Annotated in this window: 16 protein-coding genes, 1 other RNA gene and 1 riboswitch; of the genes, 7 read left to right on the plus strand and 10 right to left on the minus strand. The window is 40.2% G+C overall.

The features are described 5' to 3' along the window. Positions 1 to 28: 28 nt before the first annotated feature. From argS to CKW03_RS06280, 3 genes are read left to right on the plus strand one after another with little or no spacing between them, the layout of a single operon-like run. Positions 29 to 1810, plus strand: coding sequence for an arginine--tRNA ligase (gene argS / locus CKW03_RS06270; RefSeq protein WP_093095094.1), 1782 nt, complete (start codon positions 29 to 31; stop codon positions 1808 to 1810). Between the two features lie 2 nt (positions 1811 to 1812). Then, a complete protein-coding gene (locus tag CKW03_RS06275) occupies positions 1813 to 2886 on the plus strand; it encodes a Gfo/Idh/MocA family oxidoreductase (RefSeq protein WP_093095096.1) in 1074 nt (357 codons plus the stop codon). Next, entirely contained in the window at positions 2886 to 4082 is a 1197-nt protein-coding gene (locus CKW03_RS06280; protein ID WP_093095098.1) for a BaiN/RdsA family NAD(P)/FAD-dependent oxidoreductase, read from the plus strand. The genes CKW03_RS06275 and CKW03_RS06280 overlap by 1 nt, the downstream gene beginning before the upstream one ends. Before the next feature lie 97 nt (positions 4083 to 4179). Here the strand turns inward: CKW03_RS06280 and CKW03_RS06285 are convergent, their stop codons facing one another. Further along, entirely contained in the window at positions 4180 to 4599 is a 420-nt protein-coding gene (locus CKW03_RS06285; protein ID WP_093095099.1) for a hypothetical protein, read from the minus strand. Between the two features lie 199 nt (positions 4600 to 4798). Here CKW03_RS06285 and rnpB point away from each other — a divergent pair. Beyond that, an RNA gene (gene rnpB, locus CKW03_RS06290) (RNase P RNA component class A) lies at positions 4799 to 5166 on the plus strand. A gap of 52 nt (positions 5167 to 5218) precedes the next feature. Further along, positions 5219 to 6598: a sigma-54-dependent transcriptional regulator gene (locus CKW03_RS06295; protein ID WP_093095101.1), complete on the plus strand. Its 1380-nt coding sequence runs from the start codon at positions 5219 to 5221 to the stop codon at positions 6596 to 6598. 593 nt (positions 6599 to 7191) lie between these two features. Here the strand turns inward: CKW03_RS06295 and CKW03_RS06300 are convergent. The 8 genes from CKW03_RS06300 to CKW03_RS06335 form a co-directional block, all read right to left on the minus strand. Beyond that, positions 7192 to 8373 (minus strand): homoserine dehydrogenase, encoded by a 1182-nt coding sequence (locus CKW03_RS06300; protein ID WP_093095102.1) that lies wholly within the window; start codon positions 8371 to 8373, stop codon positions 7192 to 7194. Next, on the minus strand, positions 8373 to 9434 hold the full coding sequence (locus tag CKW03_RS06305; RefSeq protein ID WP_093095104.1) for a homoserine O-acetyltransferase family protein: 1062 nt from the start codon (positions 9432 to 9434) through the stop codon (positions 8373 to 8375). Before CKW03_RS06305 ends, CKW03_RS06300 begins: the two co-directional genes overlap by 1 nt. 44 nt (positions 9435 to 9478) lie before the next feature. Continuing rightward, positions 9479 to 10786, minus strand: a complete 1308-nt coding sequence (locus CKW03_RS06310) for an O-acetylhomoserine aminocarboxypropyltransferase/cysteine synthase family protein (protein WP_093095106.1) — start codon at positions 10784 to 10786, stop codon at positions 9479 to 9481. A gap of 238 nt (positions 10787 to 11024) precedes the next feature. Then, positions 11025 to 11138, minus strand: a riboswitch (SAM riboswitch). Positions 11139 to 11361: 223 nt separating this feature from the next. Continuing rightward, positions 11362 to 11793, minus strand: coding sequence for a hypothetical protein (locus CKW03_RS06315; protein WP_175486268.1), 432 nt, complete (start codon positions 11791 to 11793; stop codon positions 11362 to 11364). Positions 11794 to 11883: 90 nt separating this feature from the next. Beyond that, positions 11884 to 12762, minus strand: coding sequence for a 4-hydroxy-tetrahydrodipicolinate synthase (gene dapA / locus CKW03_RS06320; protein WP_093095108.1), 879 nt, complete (start codon positions 12760 to 12762; stop codon positions 11884 to 11886). A gap of 28 nt (positions 12763 to 12790) precedes the next feature. Next, complete coding sequence (gene ligA, locus CKW03_RS06325) at positions 12791 to 14809, minus strand: NAD-dependent DNA ligase LigA (protein WP_093095110.1); 2019 nt, start codon at positions 14807 to 14809, stop codon at positions 12791 to 12793. Positions 14810 to 14931: 122 nt separating this feature from the next. Then, a complete protein-coding gene (locus tag CKW03_RS06330) occupies positions 14932 to 15963 on the minus strand; it encodes a glycosyltransferase family 2 protein (RefSeq protein ID WP_093095111.1) in 1032 nt (343 codons plus the stop codon). Beyond that, a complete protein-coding gene (locus CKW03_RS06335) occupies positions 15964 to 16830 on the minus strand; it encodes a lysophospholipid acyltransferase family protein (RefSeq protein ID WP_093095113.1) in 867 nt (288 codons plus the stop codon). Positions 16831 to 16905: 75 nt separating this feature from the next. On the opposite strand from CKW03_RS06335, the gene CKW03_RS06340 reads away from it, so the two are divergent. Both CKW03_RS06340 and CKW03_RS06345 read left to right on the plus strand, forming a co-directional pair. Next, positions 16906 to 17517 carry a WbqC family protein gene (locus CKW03_RS06340; protein ID WP_093095114.1) on the plus strand — a complete coding sequence of 204 codons (612 nt, stop codon included), beginning with the start codon at positions 16906 to 16908 and terminating at the stop codon, positions 17515 to 17517. Between the two features lie 68 nt (positions 17518 to 17585). Then, the gene (locus CKW03_RS06345; protein WP_093095116.1) at positions 17586 to 18236 is read left to right on the plus strand and encodes a hypothetical protein; all 651 of its coding nucleotides are present in this window, start codon (positions 17586 to 17588) and stop codon (positions 18234 to 18236) included. Positions 18237 to 18944: 708 nt separating this feature from the next. Here CKW03_RS06345 and CKW03_RS06350 read toward each other — a convergent pair. Continuing rightward, positions 18945 to 19559, minus strand: coding sequence for a sugar O-acetyltransferase (locus CKW03_RS06350; protein ID WP_093095120.1), 615 nt, complete (start codon positions 19557 to 19559; stop codon positions 18945 to 18947). Between the last annotated feature and the right edge of the window lie 245 nt (positions 19560 to 19804).

Consider the following 19804-nt stretch of genomic DNA (forward strand, 5'->3'; position numbering starts at 1 on the left):
AAAGTTACGAATATTACGAAATATTTACATGGCAAAATCAATCCAAGAGCTGCTTATTGAGAAGACAGTTGAAGCGGTAAATGCATTGTATGGAGCAGAAATCCCTGCTTCTCAACTCGCATTACAAGAGACTAGAAAAGAGTTTGAAGGTCAAATCACTTTAGTTGTATTTCCGGTTACCCGATTTTCTAAAAAATCTCCGGAAGTTACTGGAAATGAAATAGGTACTTATCTAAAAGAAAACATCCAAGAGATCAGCGACTTCAATGTGATCAAAGGTTTCTTGAACCTGAGTTTCTCTGATGATTACTGGATCTCCCTGTTGAATACAACCATCCTCCCTGATTCATTCGGAAAATACCCGCAGAACGGTAAAAAACTGATGGTGGAATATTCTTCACCCAACACCAACAAACCTCTGCACTTAGGGCACATTCGTAACAATTTATTGGGCTATTCCGTGGCCGAAATCCTTAAAGCTTATGGTTATGATGTGGTAAAAGCCAACCTTGTCAATGACCGTGGTATACATATCTGTAAATCCATGTTAGCATGGCAAAAGTTCGGTAACGGTGAGACACCTGAATCCGCAGGATTAAAAGGAGACCATTTAGTAGGTAAATATTATGTGGTTTTTGATAAAGAATACAAAAAGGAAATTGACCAACTCAAGCAAGAAGGCCAATCCGAAGATGATGCCAAAAAGAATGCCCCATTGATGAAAGAAGCGCAAGTGATGCTTCAAAAATGGGAAGCAAACGATGCTGAGGTCATCAACCTTTGGAAAACCATGAATGGCTGGGTATATGCCGGTTTTGATAAAACCTATAAACAGCTTGGTGTAGATTTCGATAAATTCTATTACGAATCGGAGACCTACCTTTTGGGAAAGGATATCATACAAGAAGGTCTTGAAAAAGGCGTTTTCTTCAAAAAAGAAGACAACTCTGTATGGATTGACTTAACTGATGAAGGTCTGGACCAAAAGCTGGTGCTAAGAGGTGATGGAACATCTGTATATATCACCCAAGATCTAGGTACTGCGCAATTGAAATACGATGAATTCAAAATGGATGAATCCATCTATGTTGTAGGAAATGAGCAAGATTACCACTTCAAGGTATTGTTCGCCATCTTGAAAAAATTAGGCAAGGAATGGGCAAATGGTCTTTACCATTTATCCTATGGTATGGTGGACCTTCCATCTGGCAAGATGAAATCCAGAGAGGGAACAGTCGTGGATGCCGATGACTTAATGGCGGAAATGATCGAAACTGCCAAAGAAAGAACAGAAGAATTAGGGAAAACTGAAGGTTTTAATGAAGAAGAAAAAGCTTCCTTGTATCAAACCATCGGTATGGGTGCTCTTAAATATTTCCTATTAAAGGTTGACCCTAAAAAACGTCTGCTTTTTGATCCAAATGAATCGGTGGACTTCCAAGGCCATACAGGTCCATTCGTTCAATATACCCACGCAAGGATTAAATCTGTGCTTCGCAAAGCGGAATATACAGGAGCGGATGTGAAAACACCAGCATCCATTTCACCTTATGAACGCGATTTGATTCAGGCATTGGCAAATTATCCTGCTATCATTGAAGCTTCTGCGCAAGAATTCAGCCCTGCGCAATTGGCAAATTATGCATACGATCTAGCTAAACTCTACAATAAATTTTATCACGAGGAAACGATCCTAAAAGCTGCAGACGAAAATGTCAAAGGCTTCCGTCTGCAAATGTCTGCCTCAGCAGCAAGGATAATTGCGGAAAGCATGAACATGCTAGGGATCCAAGTACCGGAAAGAATGTAATTATGAAAAACCTTAAAGTCGGATTAATCGGATTTTCAATAGGGGGGCATGTTTTTCATGCCCCATTTATTGATGGCAATCCTGATCTAGAATTATACAAAGTCACTGCCCGCAAACCTGAACAACAGCAAATGTTGGCCGAGCGCTATCCCAATGCTATTGGGGTCCTGTCTGCAGATGATATCATCAATGATCCTGAAGTAGATATCGTTGCGATCGCAACATCCAATGATGTGCATTACAGCTTAGCGAAAGCTGCTCTGGAAGCTGGTAAGCATGTGGTCGTTGAAAAACCTTTCACCAATTATAGCACTGAGGCCGATGAATTAATTGCTTTAGCAAAAGAAAAGGGTCTGCTATTATCGGTGCATCACAATGCCCGTTTTCATTCCGACTTCAAAACCGTTAAAAAGGTGATTGAATCTGGAAGATTAGGAAGAGTGGTGAATTATGAAGCACGTTACGACCGCTTCAGAAACTTCTTGAGAGCCGGAGCATGGCGTGAGGAGAACTTACCTGGATCTGGTATACATTATGATCTAGGGGCTCACTTGCTCGATCAGGCTTTGCAAGTCTTTGGAAAACCAGAAGCGATATTTGCTGACCTCCGTGTTCAACGCGATGGAGCAAAGGCAATCGATGATTTCGAGTTTATCCTGTCTTACCCCGGTATCAAAGTTTCCTTGAAAGGACAGATGCTGGCTAAAATATCCACCGCTCGATATGCTGTTTATGGAATGAATGGCTGTTTTGTGAAATGGGGCGTGGATGCTCAGGAAGCTTTATTGCGTGACGGAGTTGTCCCTGCCAGCATGCAAGACTGGGGTAAGGAAGATCCATCTTTTCAAGGCACACTTTCCATTGTAGAAAATGGAAAAGATGTTGAAGAGAAAATTGAAAGCGAATATGGTTCAGGCCAAGATTTCTATAAGAATATTGTCGCTGCTATCAAAGGTGAAGAAAATCTGTTCATTAAGCCGGAGCAAGCACGCGATGTCATCCGTTTATTGGAACTTGCAGAAAAATCTTGGGCAGAACAAAGAACTATTCCTTTGGAAGGAGAGTTGATTTCCTAATGAAAGATTATGATGCGATAATCATTGGAGCTGGTGCCTGCGGACTGATGTGCGCGGTGCAGGCAGGATTTCTGGGTAAAAGGACTTTGTTGATTGAACGCAATGAAAAACCTGGCGCCAAGATCCTGATCTCTGGTGGTGGTCGATGTAATTTTACAAACCTTTATACTTCAATAGATAACTTCGTCTCTGAAAACCCAAAATTCCTTAATGCTGTGTTTTCCCAATGGACCGTGGAAGATACCATAAACTTCTTTGAACAGTTCGGGAATATACAAGGGCAAGAAAAGACCTTAGGCCAGTTATTTCCAGTCTCGAATAAAGCGAAGGGTATTGTCGCAGTTTTTACCAAGTTGATGTATGAAACAGGACAGGATATTTGGTTAGATACCTTGGTGACTGATGTACAGAAAACAGGTGCTGGCTTTGAGATCAGCTATGAGAAAAACGGTAAACAAGCAAAAATTTCTACACCAAAAGTTGTTCTGACTACCGGAGGTTTGCCGGTTGCCAAACTAGGCGCTTCCGATTTTGCCATAAAGCTGGCACGTAGGTTTAACCATAGAATAGTGGAAACAGCACCGGCCTTGGTTCCATTGACCATTACCGGTAAAGATGCAAACTGGTATGCTTCACTTGCTGGTAATTCCGTGTTCTCTAGAGTATATAACGAAAAGATCTCTTTTGAAGAAAATATCCTTTTTACCCATTGGGGATTAAGTGGGCCAGCAATATTGCAGATTTCTTCCTATTGGAGACCCGGAGAGCAGTTTACCATTGATCTATTGCCGAAATTCAAATTAGATAACCTGATCAAGGAAGAAAGGAACAATGCAGGGAAAAGGACCGTTGGACAATTATTAAGTGACCATTTTACCAAAAAAATGGTGGATGCACTGGGAGAGTTCCTTCCCATTCAGTTAAAAATAGCCTCCCTAAGTAAGGCAGATGCCAAATTGGTGTCAGACAGTATCCATCAATTTAAAGTGAAGCCTGCCGGAGATAAGGGCTATGATAAGGCCGAAGTTATGCGAGGAGGGATAGCAACGGACGAGTTGAACCCAAAAACGCTGGAAAGCAAAAAACAGGAAGGACTTTATTTCGGTGGTGAAGCTGTGGATATCACAGGCTGGTTGGGCGGATACAATTTCCAATGGGCATGGGCAGCCGGCTTTGCTATCGCCCAAGATCTATAATCAAAACTTCAGATATTAAAAAAAGGCTGCAACCTATTGGGTACAGCCTTGGTAATTATTTTGGGGAAAGTAGTTTCTTGTTTTTTAGATCCTATAATTAAAATTTGTGTTCCAAAACACCTTCTTTTTTAATGTCTGTAATGTTTGCTTCTAATTTTTTCACTGATTTGTTGTCAACCAAGATTTCTAAGTTTACTTTTCCTGGTTTGTTTACTGTAGTTTTGATTTTTAATGCAGCGTTCTTTGCTGGAGCCGGTCTTCTCAATCTGATTTCTCTTGGAAGTTTGTCTGTATCTTTAACCGCAATAGTTGAGTCTTGACCTTTGAATCCACTTACCACTAAAGAGTTTAATTTCAAGTCTTTTACTTGAGAGTTAATTTTGTAAACCACGTTTACCATTTTTGTCTTTTTCTTCTCTGGTTTTACCTCATCCTTTGGGCCGCAAGAAATAGTAGTCAATGCACCTGCAACTGCTGTAATAGCTAATAATGTTCTTAAAAATGTAGTAGTTTTCATGTTAAGTTATAAATAATGTTTAATAAATAATTAAAAAGAACATCTTGTCGACTTATGTTTTATCATATAACGACAATAAAATTTACCTCGCTACAGGTGGGGTGAAAAATATTTACTTTTCTTGTTAATTATTTTTCAGTTCTATCAAAAATGTATGTTTAGCCTTATTCCATTGAATTTTTTGTAGTTTTGCACATTGAAGCAAACTGGTTCTATCGCTGCATGTTACATGGAGAGGAAAGTCCGGGCAACATAGGGCGATACGCTTCCTAACGGGAAGGCTGATTTTTTATCAGACAGCAAGTGCCACAGAAAATATACCGCCCCTCGGGGTAAGGGTGAAAACGTGAGGTAAGAGCTCACGGATTTGTATGGCGACATACATCTCGGTAAACCTCGTATGTTGAAAGACCAAATAGGTTGCAAGATTAGAAAGCGGCTCGTTTTCTGCCTTCGGGCACTTGCAATGGGTAGGTTGATGGAGTCTGTGTGTGAACGCAGACCTAGATAAATGATAGAAATTCTTATTTTAGAATACAGAACCCGGCTTACAAGGTTTGCTTCTTTTTTTTTAAATTATTGTACATTTTCTATTGCCTATAAACAAGTGTGTTAAGTTATGACAACAATTTTAATTATAGATGATGAGCGCCCAATCCGTAGCTCGTTACGTGATATCTTGGAATATGAAGATTATAAAGTCCTCGATGTCGACAACGGTGAGGATGGTCTGAAGATCTTGCAGAAGGAAAAAATCGACTTGGTATTATGTGATATCAAGATGAACAAAATGGACGGTATGGAAGTACTGACCGCTGCAAAAGAGTTTTCCGATATCCCGTTCATCATGATCTCAGGACATGGTACCATTGAAACAGCGGTTGAAGCTGCACGTAAAGGGGCCTTTGACTTCCTGGAAAAACCTCTTGACCTCAACAGGTTATTGATCACCGTAAGGAATGCCCTAGAAAAAGGCTCCTTGGTTAAGGAAACAAAAGTCCTTAAACGTAAAATCTCCAAAACAAAAGAAATTCTAGGTGACTCTTCTGGTATCAACTTGATTAAAGATACCATCGAAAAAGTGGCCCCAACTGAAGCACGCGTCTTGATCACTGGTGCTAATGGTGCTGGTAAAGAATTGGTGGCGCGTTGGTTGCACGAAAAATCATCTCGCTCAGGTTCTACCTTAGTCGAAGTAAACTGTGCTGCAATCCCTTCTGAATTGATCGAGTCTGAATTGTTCGGCCATGAAAAGGGATCTTTTACCTCAGCGGTAAAGCAACGTATCGGTAAATTCGAACAAGCAAACAACGGTACACTCTTCTTGGATGAGATTGGTGATATGAGCCTTTCCGCTCAAGCCAAGGTATTGAGAGCCTTGCAGGAAAATAAAATCACTAGGGTAGGTGGTGAAAAAGAAATCGATGTCAATGTGCGAGTAATTGCCGCTACCAACAAAGATCTATTGCGAGAAATCGAAGAAGGTAACTTCCGAATGGACTTATACCACCGTCTAAGTGTTATCTTGATCCATGTGCCTTCTTTAAATGAACGCAAGGACGATATCCCGACTTTGGCCAATGCCTTCTGCGAAGAGGTTTGTGCTGAGTACAGCATGCCTGTCAAAGCCTTTACGCCTGATGCTATGAAAGCGCTTCAATCGTTGCCTTGGACCGGGAATATCAGGGAACTGAGGAACATGATCGAACGCTTGATCATCTTGTGTGATAAAAAGATCACCGAAGAAGATGTCCTGAAATTTGCTAATCCCGGAGGTCCCATCACTGCAAATAGCCTGGCAGGAAACCATACGAGCAATGGATTCGATATGGAACAATTTACCTCCTTCCAAGACTTTAAAGACTTCTCTGAATGCGAATTCATTAAATACAAATTGGAAAGAAACAATTGGAATGTCTCCAAAACAGCAGATGACCTAGATATCCAACGAAGTCACCTGTACAGTAAGATCGAGAAATTCGGACTGAAAAGAGACTAAGCATAATATCTTGAAATATAATACAAACACAATACAACGAAAAAGGCCTGATCTAATCAGGCCTTTTCTTATTATACGTATATTTTAATACGTTGTTAATCGTTGAATTTCCGTTTTTGTCGGCTATATAACATGTATATAGCAACGGTTAAAACAATAATTCCGATTATTAAATACGGTAATGCAGATCCCTCACTCGTGCTAGCGTTGGTGTTGTCCTGTGCAAACAAACCAATAGATACTGCATTTAGTAGTACTAACACATTCCACTTTCTCATGATCAATTAGATTTTTAAGTTTATATAATAATATGCGAATAATATAATGCAAAAACCATGACAAAGCAAATGTATTAACAATTATTTAACCTATTAAATGCCAAAATCTGTTCATGTAATGATAATGTTACCTTTAGAATGCAAATATTATCCGCTTCCAGGCTTTATTTTTCTAAAAAACAAAAACTTTCAGAAACAAAACATTTTTGTGGGATGCTCCTCCATGCTTTATGACCTAAAATGAAAGCGTTGAAGAATAAAAAAAGTGTTAATCCTTTACAGGAAAAACACTTTCTATCTTAATTTAAAATGGAATTAAATGATTTCAGCCAAGAAATTTCCTTGTTGATGGATAATCTCTCGCTTTGCAATGATTTCTTGGAGATTAATGGTTCCAATCACATATTTGTGATCATCACTATAGAATCTTTCTGAAATACTGATAAACTCAATATTTTCCAATACATCTTCGTCCTCATAGCGGAAATAAGCTTTTAGCGCATAATCAGTTGAATATTCAACCTGTTGAGCCTCTAAATGTTTCTTGTACTCATATTTGTAATCATATCTTAATGCAGCAATATCAGATAGCACAGCAGATCCTGTCGGGTGACCGCCAGCTCCTTTTCCATAGAAAAATTGCTCATCCGCAAATGCAGCTTTTACCAATACGCCATTGTATTCATTTTCTACATTTTGCAAGATATTTCCTTTGGAGATAAACTTAGGAAGCACATACAGCACAACCTGATTATTAGTGATTTCTTTAGCTAAAGGGATCAACTTGATTTTGTAGTTTTTCTCTCGTGCATATCGGATATCCGCATTCCCTAAGGTATCAATCCCTAAGTTAAGGATCTCATCTGGGTTGATATAAATGCCATAAGCGTGGGAAGCTACAATAGCTAATTTGTATTTTGGATCATATCCGCCAACATCCAATGTGGGGTCCGTTTCTGCAAAACCTAACTCCTGCGCTTTTTTCAAAGCCTCATCATAGCTTTGGTTTTCGTTGAAGATCTTGGAAAGAATATAGTTGGATGAACCATTGAAGATACCGCTTACAGAATGCAAAAGCTCATTGTCATAGTATTCTTCCAGGTTTCTGATAATAGGGATACTGCCACATACAGCGCCTTCATACAATAGGGAAGTGCCATGTTGGTTTTGGATCTCGGTCAATTCCTCTAGATGGGTGGCAATCATTTTTTTATTGGCAGAAACAACATTCTTTCCTGTTGTCAGTGCTCTTTTTGTAATCTCAAAAGCAGCTTCGGCATCATCGATCAATTCCACCACGGTATTGATTTCTGGATCTTCTAGAATAGCATTGGCATCTGTGGTAAACAATTCCGCAGGCAAGGTTCTTTTTTTGTCCGCGTTTTTGATAACAAATTTCTTGATTTCTAAGTTTAGGTTCTTTGTCTTTATGATATCGTATAAACCTTGTCCCACCACACCAAATCCAAACATCCCGATGGTAAGTTTCTTACTCATTATTCTTTAATTAAATTTAAGTGATTTTCTGCTTTAGTATTATGTTTCTCAAGAAAGTTGCCTATGACTTGAGTCAGGGTTTTCGTTTCGATCAAGAAGCCGTCATGCCCAAAAAAGGAGTGCAGCTCATAATATTCCGCATTAGGAATATGCTTCGCGATGAATTCCTGTTCCTGAGGAGGGAATAGCACGTCCGATGGAATACCAATGATCAGGGAATTTACCCCTTCAATGGAATTTAGTACTTGTTCCACCTGACCACGGCCTCTGCCTAGATGATGGCTATCCATCGCCTTGGTCAGATACCAATAGGAAAAGGCATTGAATCTCCTTACTAATTTATCGCCTTGGTATGCTTGGTAAGAAGAAGCCTTGTAAGCATCCGTTTTATCATGGTCAGATTCCACTTGGGTCGTTCCATAGGCATTGTAGGTCCTATAGGACAATAATGCCATGCTACGGGCCGCTTTTAAGCCGTTTAAGCCTGCATCATCCCTTTTCTCTTTATAGCTTGCGTCTGCTTCGATAGCTAGGCGTTGGCTTTCATTGAATGCGATTCCCCAAGGCGAGAAAAACGCATTCGTGCCGATGGCTATTAGATTATGGATCTTTATGGTTTTGGATACGGTCCATTCCAAAGCTTGTTGACCGCCTAGAGATCCTCCAATCAAGGTGTTGATCTCTTGGATCCCTAGATGATCAGCTAATAGTCCATGTGCTTTAACAATATCTCTAATCGTGAATTGAGGGAAGTCTGAATAATAGGGTAGGTTGGTGTCAGGATCAATGGATAGGGGATTCGTCGTCCCATAATGTGAGCCCAATACATTGGCACAGATAATGAAATAATCCTTATCATTAAATAATTCATTCTCGCCAAATAATCCTGGCCACCAGTCAAAAACATCTGAATTTGCAGTCAAGGCATGGCATACCCAAATCACATTGGACTTGTCCTCATTTAGCTGACCATAACTATGGTAGGCTATCTGTAGATTTGCCAGTTTTTTTCCACTCTCTAATTCGAAGTCTTGGCTATATCCGAAAGTCTTTACACTCATTCTCTTTAATTATCTTCCTCCTAAAAAATCAGTTAAGCCCCCACTTACTTGATTTTGTCAAATGCTTGTGTTAAGTCTGCTTTAATATCGTCGATGTGCTCGATACCCACCGAAAGTCTCAATTGACCTGGAGCTACTCCAGCTGCTTTCTGCGCTTCTGCACTCAATTGTTGGTGTGTCGTTGCCGCAGGATGGATAATCAAGGATTTCGCATCACCTACGTTCGCCAAATGGCTGATCAATTCCAATGAATCGATGAACTCATTCGCCTTATCAACTCCACCTTTGATGGTGAATGATAATACCGCCCCATATCCGTTTTTCAAATATTTTTGTGCATTCTGATGGTATGGGTGGTTTTTCAATCCTGGGTAGCTTACTTGCTCCACTTGAGGATGTGCTTCCAACCATTGTGCAATTTCCAAGGTATTGTCAACATGGCGTTGTACACGTAGCGACAAAGTTTCCAGACCTTGCACCAAAAGCCATGAGTTAAATGGAGATAGGGCAGGACCGAAATCTCTTAATCCCTCAACGCGAGCGCGGATAGCAAATTGAATGTTTCCAAATGGTCCACCTTCTCCGAATACATCGGAAAATACTAAACCATGGTATCCTTCAGAAGGCTCCGAGAATTGTTTGAATTTACCATTCCCCCAGTTGTAGTTTCCACCATCGATAATCACACCTCCAATACTAGTTCCATGTCCACCGATCCATTTTGTTGCCGATTCCACCACCACGTTAGCACCATGCTCCAATGGTTTGAACAAATAACCGCCGGCACCAAAAGTATTGTCTACGATCAATGGTAGGTCATGTTTCTTAGCAACCGATGCAATTCGCTCGAAATCTGGGATATTGTAACTAGGGTTCCCAATCGTTTCCACATAGATCGCTTTTGTTTTATCGTCGATCAATGCTTCAATTTTATCAGGATCTGAATCCTCAGCAAATCTTGCTTCAATGCCTAATCTTTTAAAAGAAACCTTGAACTGATTGTAAGTACCGCCATATAGATTGGATCCTGAAACAAAGTTTTCTCCGGATTCAAGGATATTGGTCAAAGCTAGGAATTGGGCTGCCTGTCCTGAAGAAACAGCAACCGCTGCAACACCACCCTCTAAAGCTGCGATACGTTTTTCGAAAACATCTGTGGTAGGATTCATGATCCGGGTATAGATGTTTCCAAATTGCTTCAAGGCAAATAGGTTGGCGCCATGTTCTGCATTTTCAAAAACGTATGAGGTAGTCTGATATATAGGTAATGCTCTTGATCCAGTTGTAGGGTCTACGTCTTGACCTGCGTGCACTTGTAGTGTTTCAAATTTAAGATTCTTGTTGTCTGCCATTTTTATGTTGATTATAGATGTTAGTAAATTGAATGGATGATTCTCTCCTTGCTGTGTTTCTGGTCGTCGGTACTAAATTTTTGCACTAGTGCTTAGTGCTTGAACATAGGGACGACTATCGCATTCGGGCAATGCAAATAATACAGCTGGAAATAAATTGAATACTGGAATCTGTTGCTGGTTTTCCAACAAGATATACTAATTCCGATTTTGAAAATTTTGAAGTCATAGTCTATTTCATTTATATGCTCCTGGGCTTTATTGCCTCGGACAGGAATTGGCACCTTTTCAATCCTTATTGAAGGTTGCCAGTGGGTCATTGAGCCAGTCTCTCGCCACTTCTTTATAAATCAAGACCATCTTTTTAGAGAGGTAATGATTAGCGTACCACTATCGAAGTACTCCGCAAATATAGTTCACGAAATTTAATTTTGCAATCTTTTTCTGAAAAGTTTATTCTTTGGCATCCCACAAAACTAAATTTCCCTATAAAGACCAGGGCTTCAACCTTTGTTAGTCCCTTCTCTAACGTCGGTTGAAGCCCCAATTTTTTTCTGATATGTTTTTCCGATCAACTAAAAAGTAGTTGTCTTCGCATCACGCATTTGTATAATTTTATCCACTACATATCTTGTATTTCCTCGCCAAGGCAATACACCATGATATTCCTTGTAGTGTAGGTCGAAAGCTTTTCCGCTATTCAGTTCCAAGATATGGAAAACTGAATCGTTTTCAATGGAAAATTCAAACTCATTGCTCGACAGCCCAGTGCCGGTCTTCTGCGAACGAATGCCCTCTTGGATAAGCTTACCTTCATAAGTCTTGAATAAATTTCCCTTTTTTACCGCATAATTCAAAACCCCAGATTTAACGCCTTCTCCAAATACAAAATAATATTTGAAATAAACAAATCCAGCAAAGGCTAGAAATAGGATGAGTAAAAACCAGCTAATGAATTTTTTGAACTTTGAACCCTTAGTGCTAGGTTGTTGGTTTGATGTTTCCATTTTTTTTGATTCAGTTTCTATTTGGTAACAAAAAGAATACCTAAAAATAAAAAAGGTTGGCGAATTTCCATTGCCAACCTTATATTTTTTTTAACCTAGTAGCTGCATCTCTGCATCTATGGCTGCTTTGGTTTTGTCGCTTACCGGAACCAATGGCAACCTAACATGGTCTTTGCCAATGCCTTTCTTTTCCAAGATGTATTTTACACCAGCTGGATTTCCTTCAATGAAACAAAGGTCAATGATCTTCAATAATTCCAAGTGAATGGCTCTGGCCTCCACATAATTTCCTTCGCGGCATAAATGAGCCAAGGCAGAAACTTTGGTAGGGTAGGCATTGCCAACCACCGAAATAATTCCAGCGGCACCCATCGCCATCATCGGCAATGTAACAGGATCATCCCCAGAAATCAACAGGAATTCCTTGGGTTTGTCACGAAGGATCTCACTGAATTGCGCAAAATTCCCTGAGGCCTCTTTGGTTGCCACGATATTCTTGAAATCCTTTGCCAAACGTACTGTGGTCGCCGGACTGATATTGCTGCCTGTACGTCCCGGTACGTTATACAGTATGATAGGAAGCTTGGAAGCCTCCGCAATCGCTTTATAATGCTGGTAAATTCCTTCTTGCGTAGGTTTATTATAGTATGGAGAAACCGAAAGGATTGCCACATAATCCAGGACTTCGAAGTTCTTGATCTGTTCAACGATTTCATAAGTATTGTTTCCGCCAATACCAGCTACCAATGGAATACGCTTATTGACGTGCTTCGAAGTAAATTGCCACAGCTTCTTTCGTTCATCTTGGGTTAGGGTAGCTGTCTCGCCAGTGGTACCCAATGAAACCAAATAATCAATGCCTCCCTCAATCTGAAAATCTATCAGATTGCCGAGGCTTTCGTAATCTACTGTGCCGTCTGCGTGAAATGGAGTGACTAATGCTACTCCCGCACCTTGAAGCTCGTTCATCGTTTATGTATATTTATTTATTTTATTCTTATTTATTGATCATCGCTAGCAGCTGAACATCCGAAATCATCGGAACCTGAAGTTTTTCAGCCTTCGCTAATTTGGATGGTCCCATTTTGTCTCCTGCAACCAAATAATTCAGTTTTGAGGAAATACTGCTCAACATTTTACCACCATGCGACTCTATCAGTTCCGTCAATTCTTCTCGGGAATGATCCGCAAAAACACCGGATATCAAAAAGGTCTTGCCTGAAAGGCTATCACCTGCCAATTGTACTTCTTTCTCTTCGATTTCAAACTGCAAGCCCATCGCTCTAAGTTTTTCGATCTCTTCCCAATGCTCCGGATTGACCAAATAAGCATTGATGCTTTCGGCGATACGCAATCCAATATCCTGAACGGAAAGGATCTCGTCTACCGTAGCCGAACGGATCGCATCGATGTTCTTGAAATGCTGCGCTAATTTTTTCGCAACCGTTTCACCGATATGTCGGATCCCCAAGCCAAACAATACTTTCTCAAATGGCTTGTTCTTCGATTGTTCTATGCCTTTCAGCATATTGTCTATGGACTTCTGCCCAAATCGCTCTATGCCGACCAATTCAGACTCTCTATCCTTCAGTGTATAGATGTCTGAAATCTTTCTGATTAATCCCAAACGGAAAAAGGTTTCGATGGTTTCATCGCCTAAACCTTGTATATCCATCATCTTTCTGCCGATGAAATGCTGCAGCTTGCCAACGATCTGCGGTTTACAGCCATCCTCATTCGGACAATAATGTACCGCTTCGCCTTCCTCCCTGACCAAGGCTGTATTACATTCCGGACAGTGAGTAGGGTATACAAATGGTTTTGCTCCTTCGGGACGTTTTTCAACATTTGCTGAAATAATCTTCGGAATGATCTCGCCACCTTTTTCTACAAAGACCGTATCATGCTCATGCAGTCCCAATCGCTCGATTTCGTTGGCATTATGCAAAGAGGCTCTCTTCACCGTTGTTCCTGCCAATAAAACTGGTTTTAGGTTTGCCACAGGAGTCACTGCCCCAGTTCTTCCAACCTGATAGCTGATGCTGTTCAAAATAGTTTCAACCCGCTCAGCTTGGAATTTATAAGAAATTGCCCAACGTGGAGACTTGGCCGTAAAGCCTAATTCCTCTTGCTGTGCAAAGTCATTTACTTTGATCACAATTCCGTCAATCTCATAGGATAATTGATGTCTAGCCTCATCCCAATGATGGATAAAAGCCAATACTTCCTCGATGGAATTGCACAGTTTACTGTGTTCGCAAACCGGGAATCCCCAAGATTTAACTTCCTCTATGCTATGCCAATGATCATGGAATAGTTTATTCCTGTTGTCGCAGTATAGAAAATAAAGAAAACAGTCCAATGGCCTTTTTGCAACTTCCGCCGAGTCTTGCAACTTGATGGTTCCTGATGCAAAGTTCCTTGGGTTGGCATAAGTTTGTTCTCCATTCTCTTCCCTTTCCTTGTTCAACCTCAAAAAGGCCGATTTATGCATAAAGATCTCTCCACGGATATCAAAGCTTTCCGGATAGTCGCCTTTCCTTAATTGATGTGGGATGCTGCGAATCGTTTTCACGTTACTGGTCACATCATCACCTTGTGTTCCGTCGCCGCGGGTCACCGCTTGGACCAATTTCCCATGCTCATAAGAAATGGAAATGGAAAGTCCATCAAACTTCAATTCCGCAACATACTGAACCTGCTCTCCAACCACTTTCCGGACCCTATTGTCAAAATCCTTTAATTCCTGCTCATTATAGGTATTGCCTAATGACATCATGGGCCATTTATGACGTACCGTCTGGAATCTTTGTGTGATATCACCGCCAACTTTGAGCGTAGGGGAATTAGGATCTCTGAATTCAGGGTGCTGCAGCTCCAATGCTTCCAGTTCCTTTAATTTATGGTCAAAATCGTAATCGGATATAGAGGGCTGTGCTAAAACATAATATTGGTAATTATATTCGTTCAGCTCACGTGTAAGTTCTGCTATCTTCGCTTGAATATCTATTGACATAGACCACGAAAATACAAAATATATTAAGGGTAAAATAATTTAAAACAAAAATTGATTGATTGCGCAAAGTGTTGCAAAACAATGTAATTAATGCAGGAAAAGATAATTCAGGACTTTAGCAATTAATGGAAATTATTGTCATGAAGCTCGCTGTATTTATGGATATTATTCATATAATAATCCCAAATAATAGAATTTTTATATTGACCCTTTTTGTTCTCTTTTTGCGCATACTTCCTTCTTTTCTTTGCAGTTTTAAAGAAATTCTTGAAGAAATACTGATGACCTCGGCTTACAGCCCAAGCATCTGCCGTTTTTCCGTCAAAAAGAAATTTGATTAAGGCAAATAGATCCCACCATAATCGCAAGGATATTTTCCAAATAGCAGCACCTACGGACAGGTTCTTCTGCATCATGACCAGATTGTTTCGGAAGTTGAGATAGGTTTTCTGCGGATTGCTGGTCTTTAACGTTCCACCCCCCACATGATAGACGATAGAGTCTGGACAATAGCCAACTTTATACCCCATGCGCTTCAATCGCCAACACAGGTCTATTTCTTCAAAATGGGCAAAGAAATCGGCATCGAAGCCCTCAGCTTCTTTCCAAGCCTCGGATTTGATGAACAATGCAGCGCCCGTCGCCCAAAATACCTCTCGTGCATCATTGTATTGGCCATGGTCTTTTTCTACTTTATCCAAGATCCGACCTCGGCAGAACGGAAACCCAAAATAATCTATATAGCCGCCAGCTGCTCCTGCATGTTCAAACTCGCCTTTGCTATGGTACGCTTGGATTTTCGGTTGGCAAGCCACCATCAAGGGGTCCTGTTCCATGTAGGCAATCACAGGTTCCACCCAATTCTCCGAAACTTCCACATCGGAATTCAATAGGATGAAATAATCCGCCTCCACCTGTTTCAACACCTCGTTATATCCACCAGCAAAACCTAAGTTCTCGCTGTTGCGAATGATCTTGAACATCGGGAAGTTCTCTTCCACATACGTAATGGAATCATCGGTCGAACCATTGTCTCCGATAATGAACTCAATATTGGGGTATGTACTATTAAATACCGAAGGAAGGAATTTCTCTAAGAAATACTTCCCGTTCCAATTTAATATGACAACGGCAACTTTCGGGTAATTTGACATTTAATTTCTTCTTTTACGCTTCCATCTGCGATGGGACCATAACCAATACGCCGGTTCCGAGCGAATGATCTCCTCCGTAAACCGGTTGTGGATATGGGTAATCTCATGTTCTGGATATTCATCTGGGTTTTCCACCAAGGTGGTAAACCTACAGCTGTAATAGCCTCTTTTTTCCTTCCGCCTGACCTCACAGAATACCACTGGAAATTTCGTCAATCGTGAAATCCTTTCGGCACCTGTATAAACCAAGGTATCTTGGTTCAAAAATTCCATGAAATAATCAGAATCCTGATAGGTAGGTGTCTGGTCCGCTACAAACATACTAATATGTGGAACATTTTTCAACTTTATAATATGTCGTAAGATCTGCTTCATAGGGACCATTTCAGCTCCAAACCGCGAACGGATCTGATTATGAATCTTATTGAACACTTTATTGTTTAAAGGTTTGTAGACAATCAGCTCCGGAACATCCATCATCAAAGACAGCCGATGGATCGATAGCTCCCAATTTCCATAATGGGAGGTCACCCCAATGACCCCTTTTCCTTGCTCTGTATATTGATACACTTCCTCCGGATTCAATAATTCAATCCGCTTGATGACCTCTTCGGGTTTGATGGTCGCCATTTTTACAGATTCAACCAACAAGTCCGGAAAATACCGGTAAAATTTATAGGCGATGTCTTTGACTTCCTCCTCAGATTTCTCTGGAAATGCATTTCTCAGGTTATCGAAAACCACTTTCTTGCGATAACCGAACACATAGTAAATCAAGACGAAAAGAAAATCGGAGATCAGGTAAAGGCACCAAAAGGGCAGGAGTGATATTAAATACAATGTCCCGTAAATTAGTTTTTCCTTCATGCCTATTTTAAAGTACTTTACAAATATCCCCAAATAAAGTTATTTTTGCGGACAATTTGAAGTGAATATTCGTTTATGTCAACAGGAATCCTTTTACCGGCACTCTACCTGCCCAATATCAGTTATTTACAAACCATAAAAAATAACGATGGTCCCATTGTCGTGGAACAGTTTGAGAACTTTCCCAAACAGACCTTCCGTACAAGAACCCAAATTGCCACGGCTAATGGTGTTCTGGATTTGTTAGTGCCTATTCAGCACGGGAAAAAACAAAGGCAGGTCATGAAGGATGTATTGATCAATTATGACCATCCATGGCAAAGACTGCATTGGTTAAGCCTTCAGACAGCCTATCGTAGTTCTGCCTATTTTGAGTTCTATGAGGATGACTTCCGCGGATTTTACGAAAAGGAATACAGCCATCTCCTGGAATTCCATGTAGACCAATTAAAGTTGATCCTTAAATTACTCAAGATAAACCGTGAAATATTGCTAAGCGAAAAATATGAAGTGGAATCGCCAAACGAAATAGATTATCGAAAGGCCATTCACCCTAAAATGCCCTCATTGCTTCAGCAACAAAAGCCATATTATCAGTTATTTGAGGATAAGAATGGATTTCTACCTGATTTGAGCATCATCGATCTTTTATTCAGTCAAGGACCGCAGTCGAAAAACTATTTCTAATCAGTTTTTGTTTTCTTCTTGAAACAATTTCTTTATGTTTAGCGTTCTGTTTTTAAACCGTCTATTTCATGAAGAAAATTGTATTGATCTGCTTCTGCTTTTTTATGGCAATTTCAGCATTTTCACAAACGGGTGCTGATACCCTACATTACCGTAAAGTGTATTACTTTGGAGGGACTGGACTTTCATTCCCTTTGGGGAAGACTAAGAATGTCCTGACCACAAAGCTATTTACCGGAAGCATGGGGTTGGATATTTCTCTGAAAAATCCTAAATACTACCTGCAGCCCACCTTATATATGTTGAGCTTTGGCTACGATCAATTGCTGGATGATACAGAATACAACCGTGTCTTAAAAAATGCGCGTTCTACGATGTATGTGCTGAGTTTAGCTGGAGGGATGCGTAGACAATGGGAACGCTTGAATACCTATGCGTACCTGGGTCCATCCGGAGCCTTGAATATGGAACCACGTTCGGAAGATAAGGGTGATGGGACGGTGGAGCTTAATTATGAATATAGTATTTCACCAGCCATCAAAATGGGAATTGGTTCAGATTATAAATTCAAGGGATTCTTCTTGGGGATGGAAGTCGGATACATGCACAATTTTAGGAAAATGCAGGGCAATCCGGTGCATGTGCTTTCAATAATGGTCGGTTTAAAATCCGATATCACTAAATTAAGTGATAAAGTCGTCGAAGTTATTTCAAAATAATATAAAACTATTTAACTGAAAATCAATTGATTATAAGTTTTCTTCAAAAAAAGAGGTTGTTTTTTTACGATTTCATACAATATGGCAAGGTATATGTCGTTAATACACTATCTAGATAAATAGAAAATATTTAGGTTAATAATTGGTTTGGTAAAATACCTGGAGTTCTCCGCTCCGGGTATTTTTGTTTTTAAATCTTTCGAAAAAAAAATAAAAAAATTTCAATCCCTTATAATAAAGCGTTTTAGTTACCGTTTAGATAGTAAATTCATAATTTCATAATTTAGGTTAATAATTGGTTTGGAAAAATACCTGAGATCCCCATCTCAGGTATTTTTATTTTATGGATGCCTAGAAACGATAAGTTTTTAACCGGTCGTGTCATCAGCCTGAGGGTGAAACGAAGGTTCCTGGAACTGTCTGCTGTTTATTTTTTGAAAACCCCTAGCGGGGGCGGAATATTTGTAGAAAGGTAAATCGCTAGACGTATAACCCCTAGCGGGGGTGAAATATTTTTCACCTCCGCTGGGGGTTGTCCGTTATTATCCTTCATTGACCTACAAAGATTCCACCCCTTCCAGGGGTTTAGTAAATGATCCATTTATTTTTGAAGGTTCACATTTCTCCGAGATGCTTCGTTCCTCAGCATGACACTAAAAACTTTAACTAAATCACATTGACCCCATGGGGTTCTATCCCCCCCCATTTTTACTCCTCCTCAAAATTATATTTCAAATCCCTAAAGTAATACACCTTATCCCTGATATTGATCTCTCGCAGAACCCGGCAAGGATTTCCTGCCGCGACCACATTTTCTGGAATATCCTTGGTCACAACCGATCCCGACCCAATCACTGTATTGCTGCCGATTTTCACACCAGGGTTGATCACCGTATTGCCTCCGATCCAGACATTGTCACCAATTTCAATCGGTAGGGCATATTCCCAACCTTCAACCCGCAATACCGGATCTACTGGATGCCCAGCCGTAAACAAGCTCACGTTAGGTGCGATCATTACATTGTCTCCAATCTTTACTTGGGCACAATCCAAAATGGTCAGGTTATAGTTGGAATAGAAGTTATCACCGATTTCAATATTGTATCCATAATCACAGTAGAATGGTGGCTCAATAAAGAATCGGGAAGTGGTCTTCCCAAACAATTGTTTGATGATCTGGTTTCTCGCCTTGATCTTTGTAGGGTCCATTAAATTGAACTTCTGTAATTCCAATTTGGCATGTTGCCTCTCCTTAAATAGTTCATCTCCCGAAGCGATATAAGGTTCGCCTGCGATCATCTTTTCTTTTGAGCTTTTATTCATCTGCTATGTCTTGTTGATTACTGATTTAATATACAAAAAATGGCTGGTTCGGAGCAAAATTAGCGGCATTGCTGGTTGAATTTGGTTGGTTATGGATAAGATTTTGGCTAAGGATAAGCTTCGAGAGAAGCTTTACCCTGATTCGAGCCATATTCGGAAAATTCGAAATATGTCTCGAATATGGTTGAGCTTTAACAGGGTGGATTGGCTAAAAAACTTTCTTTCTAAGCTATGGATGGGAGCTT

The organism is Sphingobacterium mizutaii (genome assembly GCF_900187125.1).
Taxonomy (GTDB): domain Bacteria; phylum Bacteroidota; class Bacteroidia; order Sphingobacteriales; family Sphingobacteriaceae; genus Sphingobacterium; species Sphingobacterium mizutaii.

Bases quoted from the DNA above. Each gene is read 5' to 3' on its own strand.
- argS (WP_093095094.1), top strand. From the start codon at position 29: ATGGCAAAATCAATCCAAGAGCTGCTTATTGAGAAGACAGTTGAAGCG.
- CKW03_RS06275 (WP_093095096.1), top strand. From the start codon at position 1,813: ATGAAAAACCTTAAAGTCGGATTAATCGGATTTTCAATAGGGGGGCAT.
- CKW03_RS06280 (WP_093095098.1), top strand. From the start codon at position 2,886: ATGAAAGATTATGATGCGATAATCATTGGAGCTGGTGCCTGCGGACTG.
- CKW03_RS06285 (WP_093095099.1), bottom strand. From the start codon at position 4,599: ATGAAAACTACTACATTTTTAAGAACATTATTAGCTATTACAGCAGTT.
- CKW03_RS06295 (WP_093095101.1), top strand. From the start codon at position 5,219: ATGACAACAATTTTAATTATAGATGATGAGCGCCCAATCCGTAGCTCG.
- CKW03_RS06300 (WP_093095102.1), bottom strand. From the start codon at position 8,373: ATGAGTAAGAAACTTACCATCGGGATGTTTGGATTTGGTGTGGTGGGA.
- CKW03_RS06305 (WP_093095104.1), bottom strand. From the start codon at position 9,434: ATGAGTGTAAAGACTTTCGGATATAGCCAAGACTTCGAATTAGAGAGT.
- CKW03_RS06310 (WP_093095106.1), bottom strand. From the start codon at position 10,786: ATGGCAGACAACAAGAATCTTAAATTTGAAACACTACAAGTGCACGCA.
- CKW03_RS06315 (WP_175486268.1), bottom strand. From the start codon at position 11,793: ATGGAAACATCAAACCAACAACCTAGCACTAAGGGTTCAAAGTTCAAA.
- dapA (WP_093095108.1), bottom strand. From the start codon at position 12,762: ATGAACGAGCTTCAAGGTGCGGGAGTAGCATTAGTCACTCCATTTCAC.
- ligA (WP_093095110.1), bottom strand. From the start codon at position 14,809: ATGTCAATAGATATTCAAGCGAAGATAGCAGAACTTACACGTGAGCTG.
- CKW03_RS06330 (WP_093095111.1), bottom strand. From the start codon at position 15,963: ATGTCAAATTACCCGAAAGTTGCCGTTGTCATATTAAATTGGAACGGG.
- CKW03_RS06335 (WP_093095113.1), bottom strand. From the start codon at position 16,830: ATGAAGGAAAAACTAATTTACGGGACATTGTATTTAATATCACTCCTG.
- CKW03_RS06340 (WP_093095114.1), top strand. From the start codon at position 16,906: ATGTCAACAGGAATCCTTTTACCGGCACTCTACCTGCCCAATATCAGT.
- CKW03_RS06345 (WP_093095116.1), top strand. From the start codon at position 17,586: ATGAAGAAAATTGTATTGATCTGCTTCTGCTTTTTTATGGCAATTTCA.
- CKW03_RS06350 (WP_093095120.1), bottom strand. From the start codon at position 19,559: ATGAATAAAAGCTCAAAAGAAAAGATGATCGCAGGCGAACCTTATATC.